The organism is Endozoicomonas arenosclerae (assembly GCF_001562015.1).
GTDB classification, from domain to species: domain Bacteria; phylum Pseudomonadota; class Gammaproteobacteria; order Pseudomonadales; family Endozoicomonadaceae; genus Endozoicomonas_A; species Endozoicomonas_A arenosclerae.
In genome coordinates this window covers 1-18154 of record NZ_LASA01000124.1, presented here as the reverse complement: position 1 = coordinate 18154, position 18154 = coordinate 1, and the positions used below count along the sequence as shown (strand labels likewise).

At 46.0% G+C, this 18154-nt stretch carries 13 protein-coding genes and 2 pseudogenes; 7 read left to right on the top strand and 8 right to left on the bottom strand.

Going from position 1 to position 18154, the window contains the following annotated elements; translation table 11 throughout:
• Positions 1 to 121 (top strand): annotated as a pseudogene (locus tag WG89_RS32260) (IS5/IS1182 family transposase); the annotation flags it as partial.
• A gap of 188 nt (positions 122 to 309) precedes the next feature.
• Here WG89_RS32260 and WG89_RS19940 read toward each other — a convergent pair.
• A complete protein-coding gene (locus WG89_RS19940) occupies positions 310 to 1632 on the bottom strand; it encodes a hypothetical protein (RefSeq protein WP_062269111.1) in 1323 nt (440 codons plus the stop codon).
• Between the two features lie 314 nt (positions 1633 to 1946).
• Here WG89_RS19940 and WG89_RS19935 point away from each other — a divergent pair, with 314 nt between their 5' ends.
• Both WG89_RS19935 and WG89_RS19930 read left to right on the top strand, forming a co-directional pair.
• Positions 1947 to 4145 (top strand): molybdopterin-dependent oxidoreductase, encoded by a 2199-nt coding sequence (locus tag WG89_RS19935; protein WP_062269109.1) that lies wholly within the window; start codon positions 1947 to 1949, stop codon positions 4143 to 4145.
• Between the two features lie 58 nt (positions 4146 to 4203).
• Entirely contained in the window at positions 4204 to 5685 is a 1482-nt protein-coding gene (locus tag WG89_RS19930; RefSeq protein WP_216638525.1) for a hypothetical protein, read from the top strand.
• 3 nt (positions 5686 to 5688) lie between these two features.
• On the opposite strand, the gene WG89_RS19925 is transcribed toward WG89_RS19930, so the two are convergent.
• The 3 genes from WG89_RS19925 to WG89_RS19915 form a co-directional block, all read right to left on the bottom strand.
• Positions 5689 to 6012: a GIY-YIG nuclease family protein gene (locus WG89_RS19925; protein WP_245662942.1), complete on the bottom strand. Its 324-nt coding sequence runs from the start codon at positions 6010 to 6012 to the stop codon at positions 5689 to 5691.
• 85 nt (positions 6013 to 6097) lie between these two features.
• Complete coding sequence (locus WG89_RS19920) at positions 6098 to 6544, bottom strand: host attachment protein (RefSeq protein WP_062269107.1); 447 nt, start codon at positions 6542 to 6544, stop codon at positions 6098 to 6100.
• Positions 6545 to 6716: 172 nt separating this feature from the next.
• On the bottom strand, positions 6717 to 7661 hold the full coding sequence (locus WG89_RS19915) for a tyrosine-protein phosphatase (RefSeq protein ID WP_062269105.1): 945 nt from the start codon (positions 7659 to 7661) through the stop codon (positions 6717 to 6719).
• A 178-nt stretch (positions 7662 to 7839) separates the two neighbouring features.
• Between WG89_RS19915 and WG89_RS19910 the strand changes: the two genes are divergently transcribed.
• From WG89_RS19910 to WG89_RS19895, 4 genes and pseudogenes are all read left to right on the top strand, one after another.
• A complete protein-coding gene (locus WG89_RS19910; protein WP_062269103.1) occupies positions 7840 to 8577 on the top strand; it encodes a substrate-binding periplasmic protein in 738 nt (245 codons plus the stop codon).
• 305 nt (positions 8578 to 8882) lie between these two features.
• Positions 8883 to 10238: pseudogene (gene pgtP / locus WG89_RS31720) on the top strand (phosphoglycerate transporter protein PgtP).
• Positions 10239 to 10442: 204 nt separating this feature from the next.
• Positions 10443 to 12092, top strand: coding sequence for an acetolactate synthase large subunit (locus WG89_RS19900; protein WP_062269101.1), 1650 nt, complete (start codon positions 10443 to 10445; stop codon positions 12090 to 12092).
• A 12-nt stretch (positions 12093 to 12104) separates the two neighbouring features.
• The gene (locus WG89_RS19895; protein WP_062269099.1) at positions 12105 to 13541 is read left to right on the top strand and encodes an aldehyde dehydrogenase family protein; all 1437 of its coding nucleotides are present in this window, start codon (positions 12105 to 12107) and stop codon (positions 13539 to 13541) included.
• A 125-nt stretch (positions 13542 to 13666) separates the two neighbouring features.
• Here the strand turns inward: WG89_RS19895 and WG89_RS19890 are convergent, their stop codons facing one another.
• The 4 genes from WG89_RS19890 to WG89_RS30520 form a co-directional block, all read right to left on the bottom strand.
• Positions 13667 to 14974, bottom strand: a complete 1308-nt coding sequence (locus tag WG89_RS19890) for a hypothetical protein (RefSeq protein WP_062269098.1) — start codon at positions 14972 to 14974, stop codon at positions 13667 to 13669.
• Positions 14975 to 15092: 118 nt separating this feature from the next.
• Positions 15093 to 16967 (bottom strand): hypothetical protein, encoded by a 1875-nt coding sequence (locus WG89_RS19885; RefSeq protein ID WP_062269096.1) that lies wholly within the window; start codon positions 16965 to 16967, stop codon positions 15093 to 15095.
• 129 nt (positions 16968 to 17096) lie between these two features.
• Positions 17097 to 17477, bottom strand: a complete 381-nt coding sequence (locus tag WG89_RS19880) for a YybH family protein (protein WP_062269094.1) — start codon at positions 17475 to 17477, stop codon at positions 17097 to 17099.
• Between the two features lie 185 nt (positions 17478 to 17662).
• Positions 17663 to 17953: a hypothetical protein gene (locus WG89_RS30520; RefSeq protein ID WP_153301709.1), complete on the bottom strand. Its 291-nt coding sequence runs from the start codon at positions 17951 to 17953 to the stop codon at positions 17663 to 17665.
• Positions 17954 to 18154 lie beyond the last annotated feature (201 nt).

Below are 18154 nucleotides of genomic sequence, written 5' to 3'. Positions count from 1 at the left end.
TCAATTTGGATTTATAAAAGCCAGGTATCGAGGTTTGAAGAAGAATGACAATAAACTGTCTACTTTATTTGCCCTGGCGAATATTGTTCGACTGGATCAAATGATCCGGGCACAGGGTTAGTCCGCCCTGAAGTCACGAAAGTGGCTAAATATCATACAAATAAGGGGTTGAGACCTCTGATTTCAGTCCTACTTCGAACTCGATTCAAGAAGGGAAGTAAATTAGAGGTTATTCGCAGGTTCCCTAGCCCTCCTTGTGACCCTAGGAAGGTCATTTCGATGAAATGCAGACTCAATATAAACTGCTTTCTACGGGCCCGGCTCCCCGGGCCTTTTGGAAGGATGAATGTAACCCTTTAGCTTGTTCATCCTCCCCCAGTCTTTTCTCATGGTTGCTATCGCCATCCATTCGGCAACCGCTCCCGGATGGCTTTGCAGCCAGTGAAGAATCACTACCCAAGTCAGAATACTGTACTGACCTGGCAAGGGTATATGTTGCTGAGCGACAAACTGATTGATAAACCCTGGCAGAGCGCCGGGAAACATGCCTATAGCATCCTGACTGATCACGGAAACCGGATGAGTAAAGATCTGAGGGTTAGATACTGACGCCTGCCTGGCTGCATTGATAATGGCCCGTTTCAACCTTTCATCCGGGCCTTCTCCAACATAAAAATACTGTAGAAAATTACCCACGAACCTTCGGTTCTTGCCTTTTAACCAGAGTAAGAGTTTTCTCCATACATCTATGGAGTAACCCTGGCTCAACCCCACGATATCATCCAACCCATTCATTTGAACGAACAGAGCCAGTCCTTCAGGCTGTTCTGAAAACTCATCCATCAACTGCTGGGCTAGAAACTCAATATTCTCGGGCTGCTGGATCAAATCAAATAGCTGTGCTTCTAGACTGACCAGAACCTCAGCCTTCTCTTTCTCACCCTGACGATCAGGCGGACGCCTTGGATCTTCCCCACTCTTCGATGGCTCTTTCTTTCTCTCGTTTGGTGGCTCTTCCTCCTCTGGTTCAGAGTTTTCTCCACCCTCTGCAGCCAATAGATACTGTTTGTCACCCTCGGGTTGACCCTTTTTGAATTTTCGGGGCGTTTCTTTAACGGCCTGATACCCGCCTTCACTGTCCAGTGCCCAATAACCCTTGTTGAGTTTTAATCTGACTTCATCAAGCTCATTCCAGTTCTGCTTCATCAATACAGCCCCTTCAAACCCTAATGGCAACGCATGAGCACCCAGTTTCAAACCGCTACATGCCTTGAGTACATCTTGTGGGTTCAACAGAGATAAGCGCTTCGTGCCAGAAAAGTCTCCATCGCTCGTATTCACACTGAACTTATAGAAAATAAGATTATTAACGAAGGTTTGTTCGACATTATTCATCTCAAGAAAATGCAAGGGTGAATGGCTGGCTGAACAGAGGTACAAAACAGGCTCTGCAGGTGTCGTATGATTCAACTTCCAGCTAATCTGAACCTCATCCGTTAGAGAAATCCCGAAATCTGAGGGGTCATAGTATTCATCACCTCCCAGGTAGATAAAGAGAAATAACAATTCAAAAAAGCTGAAGGTATTCAGGCGGGAAGTCAGTTGCTGCGCGCTAGCGAGGCTGACGGACAAGCTCAAAAAAAGTGCTATAAGGCAGCATCTATTCAACAGGGAACTCTCTCATGGTGAAATGAGATATCCCTATACTCTGAACGTGAAAAAATCCTTATCAAAAGATAGCTTCTGTCTGGAATAAATCTCTTCAGCCCTTAACTATTTACTACATTCATCTATTCAACCGCTTCAGCGTCTCTCTCAGTGAAAGATCTTTTTCAATAACAAAAGACTTAAAAATATTTGATTAACTGTATTTATACCTATATATTCCAGACTTAATACTAGGTGATTAAATAATAACAACAATAGTCGTATATGCAGAGGCTGTCATGAGCAAGACGCACTTTCGAACCTGCCACCTGTGCGAAACCATGTGTGGGATAGCTGTTGAGTACGAGGGCGACAAGATCCTTTCTATCAAAGGTGATCCCAATGATGTACTGAGCAAGGGCAATATCTGTCCGAAAGCCACCGGGCTTCAGGATGTCCATACCGATCCAGACCGTTTGAAAGCCCCTATTCGAAAAATAAACGGCGAATGGCAGGAAGTCAGTTGGGAAGAAGCTTTTGAGTTCACTGCTGAAAAAATTGTCAGCACCCAGAAAGAACATGGCAATAACTCTGTGGCCTCATATATGGGCCGTAGTATTGCTCACAACCTCGGATCATTGATTGGTATTGCTCCCCTTAGGGAGATGCTGAAGACAGAAAACATTTTTACAGGCTCCACGGTCGATCAGATTCCCCACAACTACGCCTGGCAGTTCATGCTCGGGCACCCCTATTTCGCTACTGTGCCTGATATAGATCGTACTCATTATTTTTTGATGCTGGGCACTAATCCAAAGATTTCTAACGGTGCCATGATGTCTACAGGTGCCAACCCACAGAAAAAGTTCAAAGAAATCAACGCAAGAGGTGGGAAAACCGTTCTCATTGACCCACGCAGAAATGAATCGGCCGAGTATGTGGATGAGCATCACTTTATCAAACCCAATACTGACGCTCTCTTCTTAATAGGCATTATCAACACAATATTCGAAAAAGGGCTGGATACTCCGGGTCGGCTGGAGGCCCATATCAAAGGCTGGGAAAAAGTGCAGCCCGCACTCAAACAGTTTGATATGGCCACAATTGAGAAAGTCACAGGTATTGCAGCAGAAGACATCCAACGTATAGCTGTGGAGCTGGCTACTGCAGAATCGGCTATCTGCTACGGCAGAACCGGGCTTTCCATGGTGGAGTTCGGCGGTCTCTGTAACTGGCTGATGCAGGTGGTGAACATTATTACCGGCAATATGGATGAGCCTGGCGGCCTGATGTTCCCTCTGAATGCTATTGATACTGTAGGTCTGCAGGCTAAGCAGGGACAGTCTTCCTATGATGCTTTTCGCAGCCGGGTCAGCCAACGTCCTGAATTTGCCGGCGAACTGCCACTCTGCGTTATGGCAGAAGAGATAATGACCCCGGGTGAGGGCAAGATCAGAGGTCTTATTGCCCTGTCTGGAAACCCAGTGCTTTCCATGGCTAACGGTAAACTTCTGGAAGAAGCGTTTGATCAGCTCGACTTTATGATTTCTGTCGACTTTTACCTGACGGAAACCACCAAGCACGCCGACATCATACTGCCACCCGTAGGTCCGTTTGAGAAAAGCCACTACGACCTGTTCTACCATACATACGACACTATTAATTGGTCCAAGTATTCACCCAGACTCTATAAGCCGGAAGGCAAAGGCTACACCGATTACGAAATCATCAAGGAAGTGCTCAAAAGAGTCGCAGCCAAGCGAGCTACCGGCTTTAAGGAAAAACTTCAGGTAAAAGCCATCAGCAAACTGGTTGATTTAGCTTTGACTCCAGACCGTATTGTTGCGCTGGGTCTGAGATTTGGTCCCTATGGCCCTGGTCTCAACCCTTTCAAAGACGGTTTAACCCTGAAAAAGCTGAAGAAGAATCCCGGCGGTGTTTACCTGGGACCTTTACAACGCAGCCTGCCAGAAAGAATTTTCACCAAAGATAAGAAGATTGATCTGGCGCCGGACTTTTATCTGAACGATTTGCCCAGACTCTATGACCGTTTTTATGGCGGAGTTCAAGAGCAAATGGATCGTAATTCCGAGTTCGACATGACCATTATCAGTCGTCTTACCAACCGGACTCTCGGATGGATGCACAACAGTGAACGTCTGGTAAAAGGGAAGCATGCCTGCACATTGATGATCCATCCAGATGATGCTGAGAAACGAGGCGTCAATCAAAACAGTACGGTCACCGTTTCCTCTGCAGTAGGCAGCATTGAAGTACCGGTTGAGATCACTGACACCATTATGCCTGGCGTTGTTTGCCTGCCTCACGCCTGGGGGCACACCCGCAAAGGTACGAGAAAAAGAGTGGCAGAAGCTCACCCCGGTGCCAGCCTGAATGACATAACCAACGAAAAAGTCGTGGATGAATTGACCAGTAACGCTGTGGTACACGGAGTTCCGGTCAAGGTAGAACTGAGCAGGATGGCGGTAGCCTCCTGAGTGACCCTACAGCACTCAATGGAGTGCTGTTCCAATAACAAGAAAAAAAGCAGTTACTATGGATATTCGAAACAGCCTTGAGCGAAGCAAAAAAACAGTACTGGCCAGTGCCGTTTTGTCCGCCTCCATTATCCTTGCCGGTTGCAGTACCAACGATGTTCCTGCTGTCATTGGCGATGCCGTAAAAGCAACACCTTTGAGTCAGGATCAACAGCCTGATAACCCCTGGCTGGCGGAATCAGAACGATCCAGCATGCACGGTGGCTCTTACAACAGAAACCTGAGTACTTATCCTGGCCCTCTGGGGAAGAATACTGAAACAACACACAGGGTATTCAGCCGTATATTGGGTGTAGCCCCGAATATCTCTTTCGATTCGAAAGGCCGTCTGATCACCGTAAGCATCAAATTCACCGGTATTGAACTGCACCTGCTGGATCCAGATACTCTGGAAACGATTGCCCGTTATGACATGCCAAGAAAGAAAAGCAGGGATAACAGTGGTGGCGGTTACTTCCATCTCGATAATCAGGATCGTCCGATTCTGGCACCAGCGGACAACACTATAAAAATTCTTGAGCTGGATGAGTCCGGTGAAAAGCCCGAATGGGTCGTAGCTGAAGAATACAGCCTCGAAGGTGTTATGCCTGAAGGCAGTAATATTCATGACATCATGCCAGACTGGCAGGGTAACCTGTGGTTTGTCACCAGTAATGGCCACATGGGCTACCGGGATAAAAAAACCGGTGAATTCTTCACCTATAAAATGGAAGAGGAAGGCGAAGTCATCCAGAACTCTTTCTCTGTTGATGAAGAAGGTGTTTATATTGTTTCCACCCATGCTCTTTATCAATTCCAGATAGATAAGGAAACCCGCAAACCGGTATATACATGGCGTCAGCCATACAACCGGGGAGAAGAACAAAAACCCGGCACCCTGTCTCACGGCTCAGGCACATCACCTACTTTGATTGGAGACGACCTGGTCGCTATTGCCGATGATGATTACCCGTCCACAAATGTTGTCGTTTACAAACGCAATAAGGACATTGAAGGTGATCGTAAAGTCTGTGAAATCCCGATTTTCGAGCCAGGCAAGAGCGCAACAGAAAACTCTTTGCTGGTTCACAACAATGCCATTGTTGTACAGAATGACTATGGTCACGTTTATTCAGGCAATGCCCTGGAGACCTCTCCGGGCGTCACCCGAATTGATGTCAGGGAAGATCGCAGCGGCTGCGATGTGACCTGGGAATCCAACCTACTGTCCCAGTCTTTACCAAGACTGTCTACCGCAACCGGTCTGCTCTACTTCTACACCTTCAAAAAGCAAAATGATGAAGACCGCCTTGGTGGCTGGTACCTGACTGCTCTGGATTTCAACACCGGTGAAGAAAAGTTTGATCGCCTGATTGGAACTGGCACCGGTGGCATGCTGGATACTCTTTCCAGTGTGACTGCTCCGGTAGTGCTGGGTCCGAATGGTTCAGCCTATGTTGGCATTCGTACCGGTGTGGTAGCCGCAGCTGATAAGGAATAAAGATCAGTTGTTAAAGCCTACTGGCAGGGTTTCAGCATAGTTTGAAGCCCTGTTCTGCATCTCTTTCAGTAACGCCTCCTTTTGGGGTCGGGTCATCTTTTTGATAGCAGCTTCCCGCTTACCTGCTGTTGAACGGGTATGACCTTCTTCAACATACATCAGGGCCATTGGCTTTTTGCCGTTGAAGAATCGAGCCCCTCCTTTTTTTTCGCCGGAATGCTCTTTCCAACGACGTTCGACGTTTGTTGAAATACCAGTATAAAGGCTGTTATTGCTTGCCAGAATGATATAGACGAACCAGTTCATAAAACCCGCATTAAAGGTCAAAACAGCAGTCTACTGTACCCTGCAGTTAAGCAACAGAGGGATTGCCAGCAATGGCCTGACCGGCCATCGCTATTAGCACAGAACGTTATTCAGCGGGAAACTCGGAAGTGTGGAGATACTGGAGAATAACCTCTTCGTCTTCGCGCACAAGATCCTTGTTTACCTTTTTCTCCACCGTTATGCCTTTCTTCAAGTTAGGCAGTATTTCGCCCAGTAATTTGGGAGGAGAACAGATTTGCAAAGACTTGAAACGGTTCAGATCATGGGCATGATTAATGGATCCTGCCAGTTCTCTGGCAAAGTTAGAGGATTCCGTTTCTTTAGGTGAAGCATCGGTACCCACTGCCCTGTTGGCCATTTTGCCCAGCGCCGAGGGCATATTGCCCGCCCGGTCTGATACCAGCTCCTGATTCCGCCACTTCCCCTCCGGATGATCAAACTGGTCGACCAGAGTCAACTGTATGGGCTTGATCGAAAGTTCATAGACACGCGCCTGACTGTTATCAGCGACCAGTACCCAGGATTTCTTCATTACGAACTACCTTACCTTGAGGTTTCACAGAAGTTTTGGATGAACCGCGTATGAAGGACTTCGTAAATAGAAACGGGCGAAGGAACAACCATGAGTCATGATCTCGACTCCATTAGACTTGCTTTCAACCTTAACAGTGTAATCAAGATCCTCCTTTTCAGCCTCTGAAAAACTATATTTCATGGTTTGCCACCCTCCTGTTTTCCAGAAGATTCGTTCGAATCACCTCCAGATCCTGACTGCTCAGACCCAGCTCCTGTTGCAAATAATCGTCAAATACAGGGTAACGTTCCTGAATAACATCCAAAGCTGCTGACAATTCATCCTTGTGAGCTGCATATAGAAAATTGAGAGAACGGGGTAAACCCTTCATTTGAACTTTCAGTTTCTCAAAGGTGTAGAGGTTGGTGGTCAGATAATCATTCATGGCATCTTCTCTGGAATAGCCCAGGGTCAGAAGCATCACGGCAGCATGGAATCCCGTTCTGTCTTTACCGCCTTCACAATGAAATACCAAGGGCAGATTTCCGGGGTCAATCAACAATCTCATAAAACGAGCCGTCTGAATCGAAAAGTCCTTCGCAAAGTCCTGGTACCTTTTGATTCTGAGCTCATAGAGATTCACTCCGGACAGTCGTAGCAACCAGGATACTGTCTTGTAATCTTTCTTCTCTATCAAACCTTTCAAGGCCTCCAGAACCTCATGACCTTTCAGTTCATAGTTGTCCTTTGGATCGACACCAATGGGCAGAGCCACTTTAAAATCCAGGGTATCAAACACCTGATCGGGTTTATCAGACGACTCTTTCAGTGACCGAAAGTCCACAACACTCCTGACTCCTTGACCCTCCAGCCACAACCTGTCTTTCGCTGTCAGCTGATTGAGACTGGCTGAACGATAAAGGGTATCCGGCTTGATCCTGATGACGGCTTGAGGAGGTAATTGCAGGGGTCTGAAGTTTTGAACACCCGAAAGCGGATTCATCACTCGTATACTGCTGCAATACTCAGGCATCTCTATATTCAGAGTGTTGGAGCATGGCTGTTCTTCAGCCTCTACTGCCAACGAAACGGCATAAACCATTGTGATTGCAACGCTTATCAACACAGCTTTCATCTTTTAAATCCCTTGTCAGTAATGCCTGAAAGCATAGGGCTACCGCTGACTTTTAGCTGTGAATGTCGATTGGTAATTTATTTATCAATAAACTCTCCCTTATAATCCGCCCCGCAATAATAAATCGAACAAATGGTCAGGTTTAAAAAACCTGCAAGAGAGAAAGGACCTGAAAGCTATGAGTCGTAAAAATATTCTGTCCCTTCTGTTGGGGCTAATGCTCTCCCAATCGATATCCGCCGCTGACTTTCACCTGGTAACTGAAAATTTCCCGCCATTAAACATGACCAGTAATGGCACCTCTTACGCCCGAAATGACAGGGTTTCAGGATTTGCTACAGACATCATGCGAAACCTGTTCAAGGAGAATGGTTACAAAGTCCGCTTCACACTGATGAGCGATTGGGACAAAGCTTACAATACGGCAGTCAATGAAACGTCCACCGGCGTCTACTCAACTTTTCGAACACCAGAGCGTGAAGAACACTTTAAATGGGTAGGTCCACTTTACGAAGAAGACTGGGTGCTCCTGTCCACCTCAGACCAAGAGATTCAGATCGATACTTTGGCCGAGCTTCACAACTATAAAGTCGGCTCTTTTGTCTTTGACGGCATTACCGACTATCTCGTTGAACAGGGCGTGAAAATTGAGCCGGCAAAGAATGATGCCGTCAATGTTGTCCGGCTGAAGCTGGGCGAGATTCAGTTCTGGGCTTCGAGCTCACTGACAGCCCCTTATGTAGCCGCCAACTTCAAGGTTCCCGTCAAGCCGGTTCACACCTTCAATCGCAGCAGTCTCTGGCTGGCCATGAACAAGGATACCGATCAGAAAGTCATTGATCAGTTGAACAAGACTCTTGAAAAGATGCGGGCCTCAGGAGAGATACAAAACATGATTGAGAGCTACAACATTTGAGCTGAAATCTTAGAAACAAAAGTACCACCTTCAGAAAATTATTCTGAACTTATACTTATTTTTTATTCCTGACTTGCTAAATCCCAAATCTGGACTGGAATTATTCTGGATAACTGTCCGCAGAATCGTCTGAGCACGGACTTCTGCGGTACTTCAGATCATTCAGCCATGGACCCAAATGCCGTCAAGGGAATACCTGTGAAGCAATGGGCTACCACCTGCAAACAACTGGCGACCTATAGTCTTAAAGCGGTTGTTTGCTAAAGGTAAATGGCTATAGCGAAAACAGTTCGGGAGTCGTTTGTATGCTGGGGTTTCTCAGTCCTCCTGCCCATCAAGAGCAGATTGCATCGAAAGATGTAGATGAATCTTATAAGAAGCTTCGCATTCAGGTTCTGTTGGGCGTTATTGTAGGCTATGCAGCCTATTACCTGATTCGAAAGAATTTTTCTCTGGCTATGCCTGACTTGATTGAGCAGGGGTTCACCAAGTCAGAGCTCGGCCTGGCCCTGTCTGCCGTCTCCTTTGCCTACGGTTTCAGCAAGTTTCTGATGGGGAACTTGTCTGACCGGAGCGATGCCAGAAAATTCATGAGTATAGGTCTGATACTTTCAGCCCTGACCATGATTTTCATGGGAACAGTGCCTTTTGCCACCGCCACCGTCACCTCCATGTTTGCACTACTGTTCCTCAATGGCTGGTTTCAGGGAATGGGTTACCCGGCGGGTAGCCGTGTCATGACCCACTGGTTCTCTGTCCGGGAGCGGGGTGTCAAATAGGCTTACTGGAATACTTCTCATAACCTGGGCGCAGGCATGGTTGGCCCCATGGCTATATTTGCGGTCTACCTGTTTGGTGACTGGCAATCCCAGCTCTGGTTTCACGGAGTTGTAGCTCTGGTATTAGCGGGCATCACCTGGATGCTGCTTCGGGATACTCCCCAGTCCTGTGGACTGCCCAGCATAGAAGCCTGGAGTGGTGACAAGCTCAAATCCTATGACGAGCATCACCACGAACAGGAAATGTCAGCCAGAGATATCTTCTTTAAGTATGTTTTCAATAACAAACTGCTCTGGTATCTCTCTCTCGCCAATGTGTTTGTTTACCTTGTTCGCTACGGCGTACTGGACTGGGCACCGACCTATCTGAAAGAGGTGAAGGGCTTTTCTATGGCCCAAAGTGGTTGGGCCTACTTCCTCTATGAGTTTGCCGGTATTCCCGGGATTCTATTGTGCGGCTGGGCCAGCGACCGATACTTCCGGGGCTGCCGGGCTCCCGTCAGTATGTGGATGATGGCTCTGGTTTGTATCGCCATTGTTATTTACTGGCAGAATCCGGCTGGCAACCCGATGATCGACAACCTGTGTCTGATATTTGTTGGCTTCCTGATCTATGGTCCTGTGGTACTGGTAGGTCTGCAGGCGGCTGATTCTGCTCCCAAGAAGGCTACCGGTACAGCTACAGGCCTCACCGGTTTGTTTGGTTATCTGGGTGGTGCTCTGTTTGCCAACCTGGCCATGGGTGTCATTGTTGACATGATGGGCTGGAGTGGCGGCTTTATGCTGATTCTGGGCGCCTGTGGCATGGCCATTCTGTTCCTTGCTCTTACCCTGAAGCAGGAAAAAGAAGACAAGGCAGAACTGTTCAGCCACTACAAATAATCGCTTCAATAAAACAGCAAAGGGAGTTGCTGTTTGCCCACTCTGTCACATGGCTACCATTCCTCCATTATTGCTATTTGTTTTCTGGCTGGATTGTCGACAACATAGAGACAGTCCTCTTCAGGATTTGATGTTCTTTTACAGAACTGAAATCCTGACAAACAACAGCTTACTTCTGACCACCAGCAAGGATGCTCGCCCGTCATGAAAGCTTCAGATCTGTTTGTTAAGTGCCTTGAAGAAGAAGGTATCGAATACATTTTTGGTGTACCCGGTGAAGAAAACGCTGACTTCATCATGTCGCTGAACCAATCCAGCAAAATCCGTTTTATTCTGACCCGACATGAACAGGGTGCAGCTTTCATGGCTGAAGTATACGGCCGCCTGACCGGACACCCTGCAGGTTGCCTTGGAACCCTGGGGCCCGGAGCAACAAATCTGCTGACCGGTGTGGGCGATGGCAATATGGACCGTGCCCCAATGCTGGTTCTGGCGGGACAAGGTTCATCCCAGAGACTGCACAAGGAATCTCACCAGATCATGGATGCCGTATCCATGTTTCGTCCCGTGACCAAATGGTCTGAAACCATTCGTCACCCTGACAACATTCCGGAAATGATTCGCAAAGCCGTCAGACTCGCCCGCTCGGAAAAGCCCGGAGCGGTATTTCTTGAGCTCTGCGAAGATATCGCCAGCATGGATTCAGAAGCCAAACCTCTTTCAGTCAAACGTTACCCAAGACCCATGCCAGAGGAAGAAAGCCTGAATCAGGCCTTTGATATGATTCAACAGGCTAAAAGACCCGTCATTATTGCTGGTAATGGCGTCATTCGTATGGATGCTTCCGACAGTCTGCGCAGATTCTCAGCCCTGACCGGAATAGGTGTCATCAGCACATTTATGGCTAAAGGCTGTATCGATATGGATGACGACAACTGTCTTTATACCATTGGCCTGGGCAGAAAAGATCTGGTGGCTTGTGCTGTTGATGCGTCAGACCTGATCATAACTCTGGGTTATGACCTGGTTGAGTATCATCCTCACCTCTGGAACCCGGAAGGTAATCACACCATTCTCCATCTGGATTCACTGCCTGCCGAAGTCGATCACTGCTACCACCCGGATCTGGAATTAATCGGTGATATTGGTCATGCGCTGGATGCCCTTACCCGAAAACTCTCGACGGTCAGCTTCCAGTTTGATCTAAAGCAGCAGCACGCTGTTCGAAGAGATATGACCGCAGAGCTGGAAGCCTACAGAGACGACGACACTTCCGGAAGCATTCGCCCTCAGAAAGCACTTTGGGATGCCAGAGCCGTTCTTCCTGCAGATGGTCTCCTGCTGTCTGATGTGGGTGCACACAAGATGTGGATTGCCCGCCATTATCACTGCCACGAGCCCAACACCTGCCTGATACCCAATGGTTTCTGCTCCATGGGCTTCGCCCTCCCTGGAGCCGTAGCGGCAAGCCTGCTGCGACCGGATCGGAAAGTGCTGGCTATTTCAGGCGACGGTGGTTTTATGATGAACGTACAGGAGATGGAAACAGCCCGGCGCTATGACTGCAACCTCACCGTAATGGTCTGGGAAGACAGGGAGTACGGATTGATCGCCTGGAAGCAGACGGATCACTTTGGCAGCCACACCCCATTAAGTTTCAACAACCCTGACTGGCTGAAACTGGCAGAAAGCTTTGGCTGGAAAGGCCATAAAGTGGATAACAGCCGTGATCTGGAAAAGGTTCTGACGACAGCTGTCAATGAAGAAGGTCCCAGTCTGGTAGTGATCCCCATTGATTACCGAGAGAACCAGATTCTCAGTGCAAAACTGGGTGATATTGCCTGTCCGATTTAAAGGAGAATCAACATGGATCGTTTTCCTCTTCTCATCCCCCATTCTGATGAACCAGCAGGCTGGCTGGATGTTCATAATCCCTATGATTTATCGGTGATGGCACAGGTCGCCACTGGTGACAGCGGTCATATTGAGCAGGCTCTGACATCGGCTCATGATCTGTTTTCAAACCGGGACAACTGGTTACACCTTGACCAACGTATCGACATTTTCAGTAAAGTCATTCACCTGGTTTCAAAGCAAAAAGAAGAGCTGGCCCAGTCAGCAGCGGCCGAGGGAGGTAAACCTCTTCAGGATTCCAGAATAGAAATAGCCCGTGCTATTGAGGGGCTCAAACTGTGCATTGACTGCATGAGAGGGGAAAAAGGTTCAATGCCTGTGGTCGATGGTTCTGCAGCTACACGACACCACCTGGCTTTTACCACCTTGGAACCCATTGGTGTAGTGGTGGCCGTCAGTGCCTTCAACCACCCTTTCAATCTGATCGTTCATCAGATTGGTCCAGCCCTCGCTGCGGGTTGCCCTGTGATTGTAAAACCTTCAGGAGATACTCCCCTTTCCTGCCTCAAACTCGCCAGACTCTTTCATCAGGCCGGGTTGCCTGAAGAATGGCTGCAGGTTGCGATTACAGAGAGTACCCCGGTAGCAGAGCATCTGGTAACAGCCCAAAGAGTCGGATTTTTCTCTTTTATTGGTAGTGCCAAAGTCGGTTGGATGTTGCGATCAAAACTCGCGCCAGGAACTCGCTGTGCCTTAGAACACGGTGGTGCTGCGCCAGTGATCATCGCGGAAGATGCAGACCTTGATCAGGCCATCAGTTTGTTGGCTAAAGGCGCTTTTTACCATGCTGGCCAGGTTTGTGTTTCCACGCAACGCATTTACGTCCATAAAAACCTTAGCAAAGCATTCCTGAAAGGTTTAACCCAAGCCGCTAACAAACTGATTGTGGGTGACCCGGTAGATGAAAAGACCGACGTAGGCCCGCTTATTCGTCCAACTGAAGCCTCACGGATCATTGACTGGATAAATGAAGCCAGAGGACAGGGAGCCACCGTAGTATGTGGCGGCCAGAAAATCCGCCAGACCTGCATAGCACCCACCATACTGTATAACCCACCAGAAGCCTGTAAAGTCAGTCAGAATGAGATATTTGGTCCTGTCGTCTGCGTTTATGATTTCACGGATATGGATGAAGCGATAGAACGTGCCAACAGTCTGCCACTGGCCTTTCAGGCTGCAGTCTTCTCCAGAAACCAGGATACGATCTTCAGGGCTTATAAACGACTGAATGCTTCAGCAGTAATGGTCAATCAACATACAGCTTTCAGAACTGATGGAATGCCCTTTGCAGGCTTGAAACAATCAGGACTGGGTGTGGGTGGTATTCATCATACTTTCAGGGATATGCAGATTGAAAAGATGCTGGTGATGCACAGTCCTGAATTGTGAGGTGGTATGTCCCACTTTATTGATATAAATTCAATCATTCTCAGGCTCCCTAATAAACACAGGCTTCTGCGCAAGCATTAGCCTTGGGTATTTTTCCAACATCATTCTGTACTATCAATAGAAAATTAATAAAAAAATGTATAATGAAATCGGAAATTTTGAGTTTCTCTTAAATTAAATGATTCAAGAATAAAAGGAACAAGATTTTCATCATCCGCCTTCATTATTACCTTAAGCATTGGATCTACAACTAAAGCCTCGCTACCGTATAAATCATGTAGATTTGCATCATTCCCACCTGTTTTTAAAGGTGCCAATGTTAGAAACATATGATTCGCTATCTTAAATCCTGAATCAGGACTACCTTCAGACTCTTGAGAAAAGAGTTGAAACTCAGTTAAAGCAAGACGTACCGGCAATTTTTCTCTGGACAGTTCTTCAAGAAAAAAATTCGCACCAAAATGGGAAAAATCACCGCAGGATGCTAACTTTGTATGTTCTGTTAGCATTGATACTAATTTTGTAAAAACAATATTCCTCTCTTCAATAGAGAGATCACTTGCTTCCATTCTGTAAACTAAATCTTCACACAGTGCCATTGCTGGATTAATTTTCTCAACATATTTTTTTGTTGTGCCTTTTAACTTTCCTTTAGAAACCCAAGGCCAGCCTTCCTCTCGGCAATGCTCAGGTTCTTTTATTCCATTAGATTCAATCAAATCAAATAACTTTCTCGCCATTTTCTTTATTTTTTCACTAGGAAAATTATCAGATGCAACCGAAAATTCTGACCTCCCCATAGCTACGCGTAATACAGTTTGAGAGTATCTATCAGTAAAATCTGTAGGTAAACTTAACAGTTTTTTGATAGTGCTCAGTGTTTTTTTCATTTCTGCATCAGGCTTCATGTATTTCGCTGGCCTGACAGCCATCCTTTCGCCTTGAAACCCAGGTATTGGATCGTCCTCACAGCTATCTGTATTATCGTAGAAAGAATAAATTTCTGAAATATCATCATCTTGCTCAGAAGAGTCTTCATATTGAAAGTCTAGACTCCCCATAGAAGATAAATCACCTATCTCCTTATCCTTCTCAATAGAATTTAATTTAGTTCTACCTCCTTTGACAGACTGCGTATTGAGCCTTTCTCTATCCGGTGAACTGCTTCCAACCGAGTAATAGTCACTATCTTCATCACTACTATCACTATCGCTTTGCGGCCTATCTACTTGAGCCCGAATAGATAGATCATGAGATAAGTGAGCAGGGCTTCGCTTAGAAATAGGAATATCTAATGATTCAGATTCAAACTCTCTATGACGCTTTCTCGAGATACTTGTAGCAGCTACATCAGCTTTTTTCTTTTCTTTTTGGTCTGTGTCAATAGAGGGTTTGTATTCCCTCTTGTCCGATGGTGGTATAGGAGATGTCATTGCTATTTTCCCTCTCAAATAATCTTTATATCGGTAAAAAAAAGCAATTCAATAGAACCTCCTGATTATCACCTTACCTAAGCCATTTATCCTTCAATAGTAGAATTTGACTACTGAGTTAATCTTCAAATTGTTCATGCTCCTCTGTCATTTCTATTTTAAGTTTTTCATCCAAAAATTCATGAGGATCAAAGTCCTCATTATAAGAGGGAAGAGTGAAGAACATAAGTTGATGGTACTTCTTCTCCACATATTGAAAGAAGTCCGTAGAAACCTGAAAATAGGAATCGATACCTTTCATCCACCTAAGTAGCGTAAGCCTATATGTACCCTCATATGCGAGGAGAGTTAAAGTAAAATATAAAGAAACAGCAAAACAAGGTTCTCTTATTGGTGTGAAATTGAAGTAAAACACTTCATCTTCAGATTCTTTATCCATAGCCACTCCCTCAATGTATGAAACATAATACTGAAGCTCCTCTCTTAAAGATGGACCTGTCCCTGCAAGTAGTTCTGGTACTCCTTCGGTGACATCGGAAAACTGAAGAATTATAGGAGACAAATCATCTCCTTTGTATTGATCCTTCCATTCATCCTGATCCCATTCGGCCTGAGTTGGAAAGTCAGCAAACATCTTTATCCATTCCATATCTTCATAAGCCAGCCAGTTTTGAATAAGCTCTTCTGACAAGAACCAGTTGGCTTGATCCAGAGCTATATATTGCAGTAACTCTACAAATGCATTCTGATACTTAACCAGAAGCTCATGATTCTCACGACGCTCTTGAGGAAGTCGTATTTTCATAAAATACCGAAACATTCTGGCCATATATTGCGCCTGCAACGAATTACCAGGCATATCTCTTATGTTAATACCTAACTGCTGGCCAGTTTCTGGAGGGAGAATATCTCCAGTACTGTTTAAATCAGCCAATGTATTCCCCCATTGCAATAGTGCATTGGCCATAATATGACTGATTTTTTCCCATATTCTTGTATGAAAATGAATTATTGCGTCATTGCTTAGTTTTTTTCTCCTAGCTACCTTAAGAATTCTGGCAACTTCTTTGCCCTTTACTACAGCAGAAACCAAGCGACTGCCATCCTTTTTGGCCACTTTCTTGACTGATTCAGCACCTGATTTAATCGTCCCTCTTTTGTCCGTGTCAGAATCTTTAGGCTCGAGAGGTTTATGACGCTTAACCTTCGATTTGTCATCTGGATCCACCTCTAACTTAGAAGGTCTTTTGGGATTACGCTTTTCTTTACCATTACCTCCGGTATAAACTCTGGCCGTATGACCAAAGCGCTCCCACCACTCTAGCAGACGCTCAAACGCCTGCTCCTTAGTTATCCGAAGCCACCTCAAATACATTTGATGCAGTTCTTCCCTGGTCAGGTAGATAGCCTGCCCTCCATTACTCCAGAGAAAATACTGTTGACCTCGAATACTGGTAGAAACAATACCCGCCGACTTCATATAAAAAAGAAGCAACATCTGATCCATACCCTCTTCAGGATTTTGTTCAGACCAATTGAATTCCGATTCAAAACCATCTTTTAAAAAGGCCAAATCAACAGCAACGAATCTATCCCTTAAATGTTCGGATATCGGGAGCTCCGTAAACTTATCTGGCCTCATTTTTATATCAATATTATGTCTGGGCCATTGAGCAGGGGAGATCGGTTTCGGTTTCAGATCAATATGTTTGGGAGGAGCAAAAAATAAACCAGACAACCATTTTTGTTTTAATTCTTCCCACTCTTTTGACAGAGGAAAAAGTCTCTCTTCTTGAATTTGACAAGGATAAATCAAGCCGGAATCGCCTGAGGAAATACAAGAGTTTTTCGTGTAAATATCTGGAACAGCTGAAGCATACTGCCCAACTTGTGCAAAGGAAAAGGATGACATGAGCTGAGGCTGAGCAACAACCAGCTGGGTAAGAAATAATCCAGCGAAGATTTGAATGAGAAAATAGCTAGTCCGTTTCATGCAAAACCTGATGATTTACTTCTTATTAATCTCTAAAGATCATCAAGCATAGAATAAGACAGACCCCTTTCAAGAAAGTCTGTCTATTTTGAATGAAAAAAGTTGTTTCAGAAGTCAATAAACCTTTGGTTAGCATTCACTGCTATGAGCGTGCCAAATCTTCCATCCCTGATCGGTTTTTTCAAGGCAGTATGTAACTCTCATTCGAGTTTTTTTAAAGGCTTCAGGATTGTCTTTTTCGTACCCTTCGAGTTGCCAGAACACGGCGCAGCTTGCCAGCCTTTCATCACTCCGAATCATGGCTAATTCATACTCAGCACGCTCTATGGACCACATGCCAAACATCATGCTGAACCAGCCTCTGATTTCATTGCGGCCCTTAAGGCTTCCCCCGCCCTGATCCCAGAATAGAGAGGCATCCAGATGATTGGACATGATGCCCTGTACATCCTGTTGCTCAAAACAGGCTTTATGCCCTTCAAAAAAGGCTTCTATCTCTTGTACAGCCATGGAAAAAACCTTGTAATTTTGGGAAAACTCTGTGGAAACTAGTCTATTTGGAATATCACAAACTCACAATGAAAGATTGGCTTTGTCTTGCTTCTTGATATAGACATTAGTCCTACATTGCTTTCCTTTTTCTGCCCTACTGTCTAACGTCAAAAGTATCGCCAGAGAAGTTGGAGGGGGAATTATTATGTATGGATCACAGGGGTATCAGCCACACTATCAGGGAAGACAATACTCTCATCAAGAGCGCCCTCATGGGGAGCGTCGCAGTCAAAGGCGCCGTGGCAAGAGAAAGCCTGATAACTACTCACCTCACAATGGTCCTCAGCATCATGGCAGACACACCAGAGTGACTCAACCTGTTGGTTACTTCCAGAATCAAACCAGAACTTCAGGTGGTCTACACGGCCAGCCCCCCCAAAGGCAAGCCCACCCTCTAGCAGCCTGTCGGACTTGAACCCATAAACGCAGTTCAAGTAATTTCAGACTCTGACTATTCCGGAGAGAACTTATAAAACCCTCTCCGGCGCATTACATTTTCAACTTGTCCTTATGATTTTTCTCACTCTTGGCCTCAGATCAGCCCAATAGTGCCACAGATAAGTCGCCAACAAGACCAGTTCCAACCACTGCTCTTCATTCACTTGTTTCAGGCTGAACATCCGCCTCAAGTTATA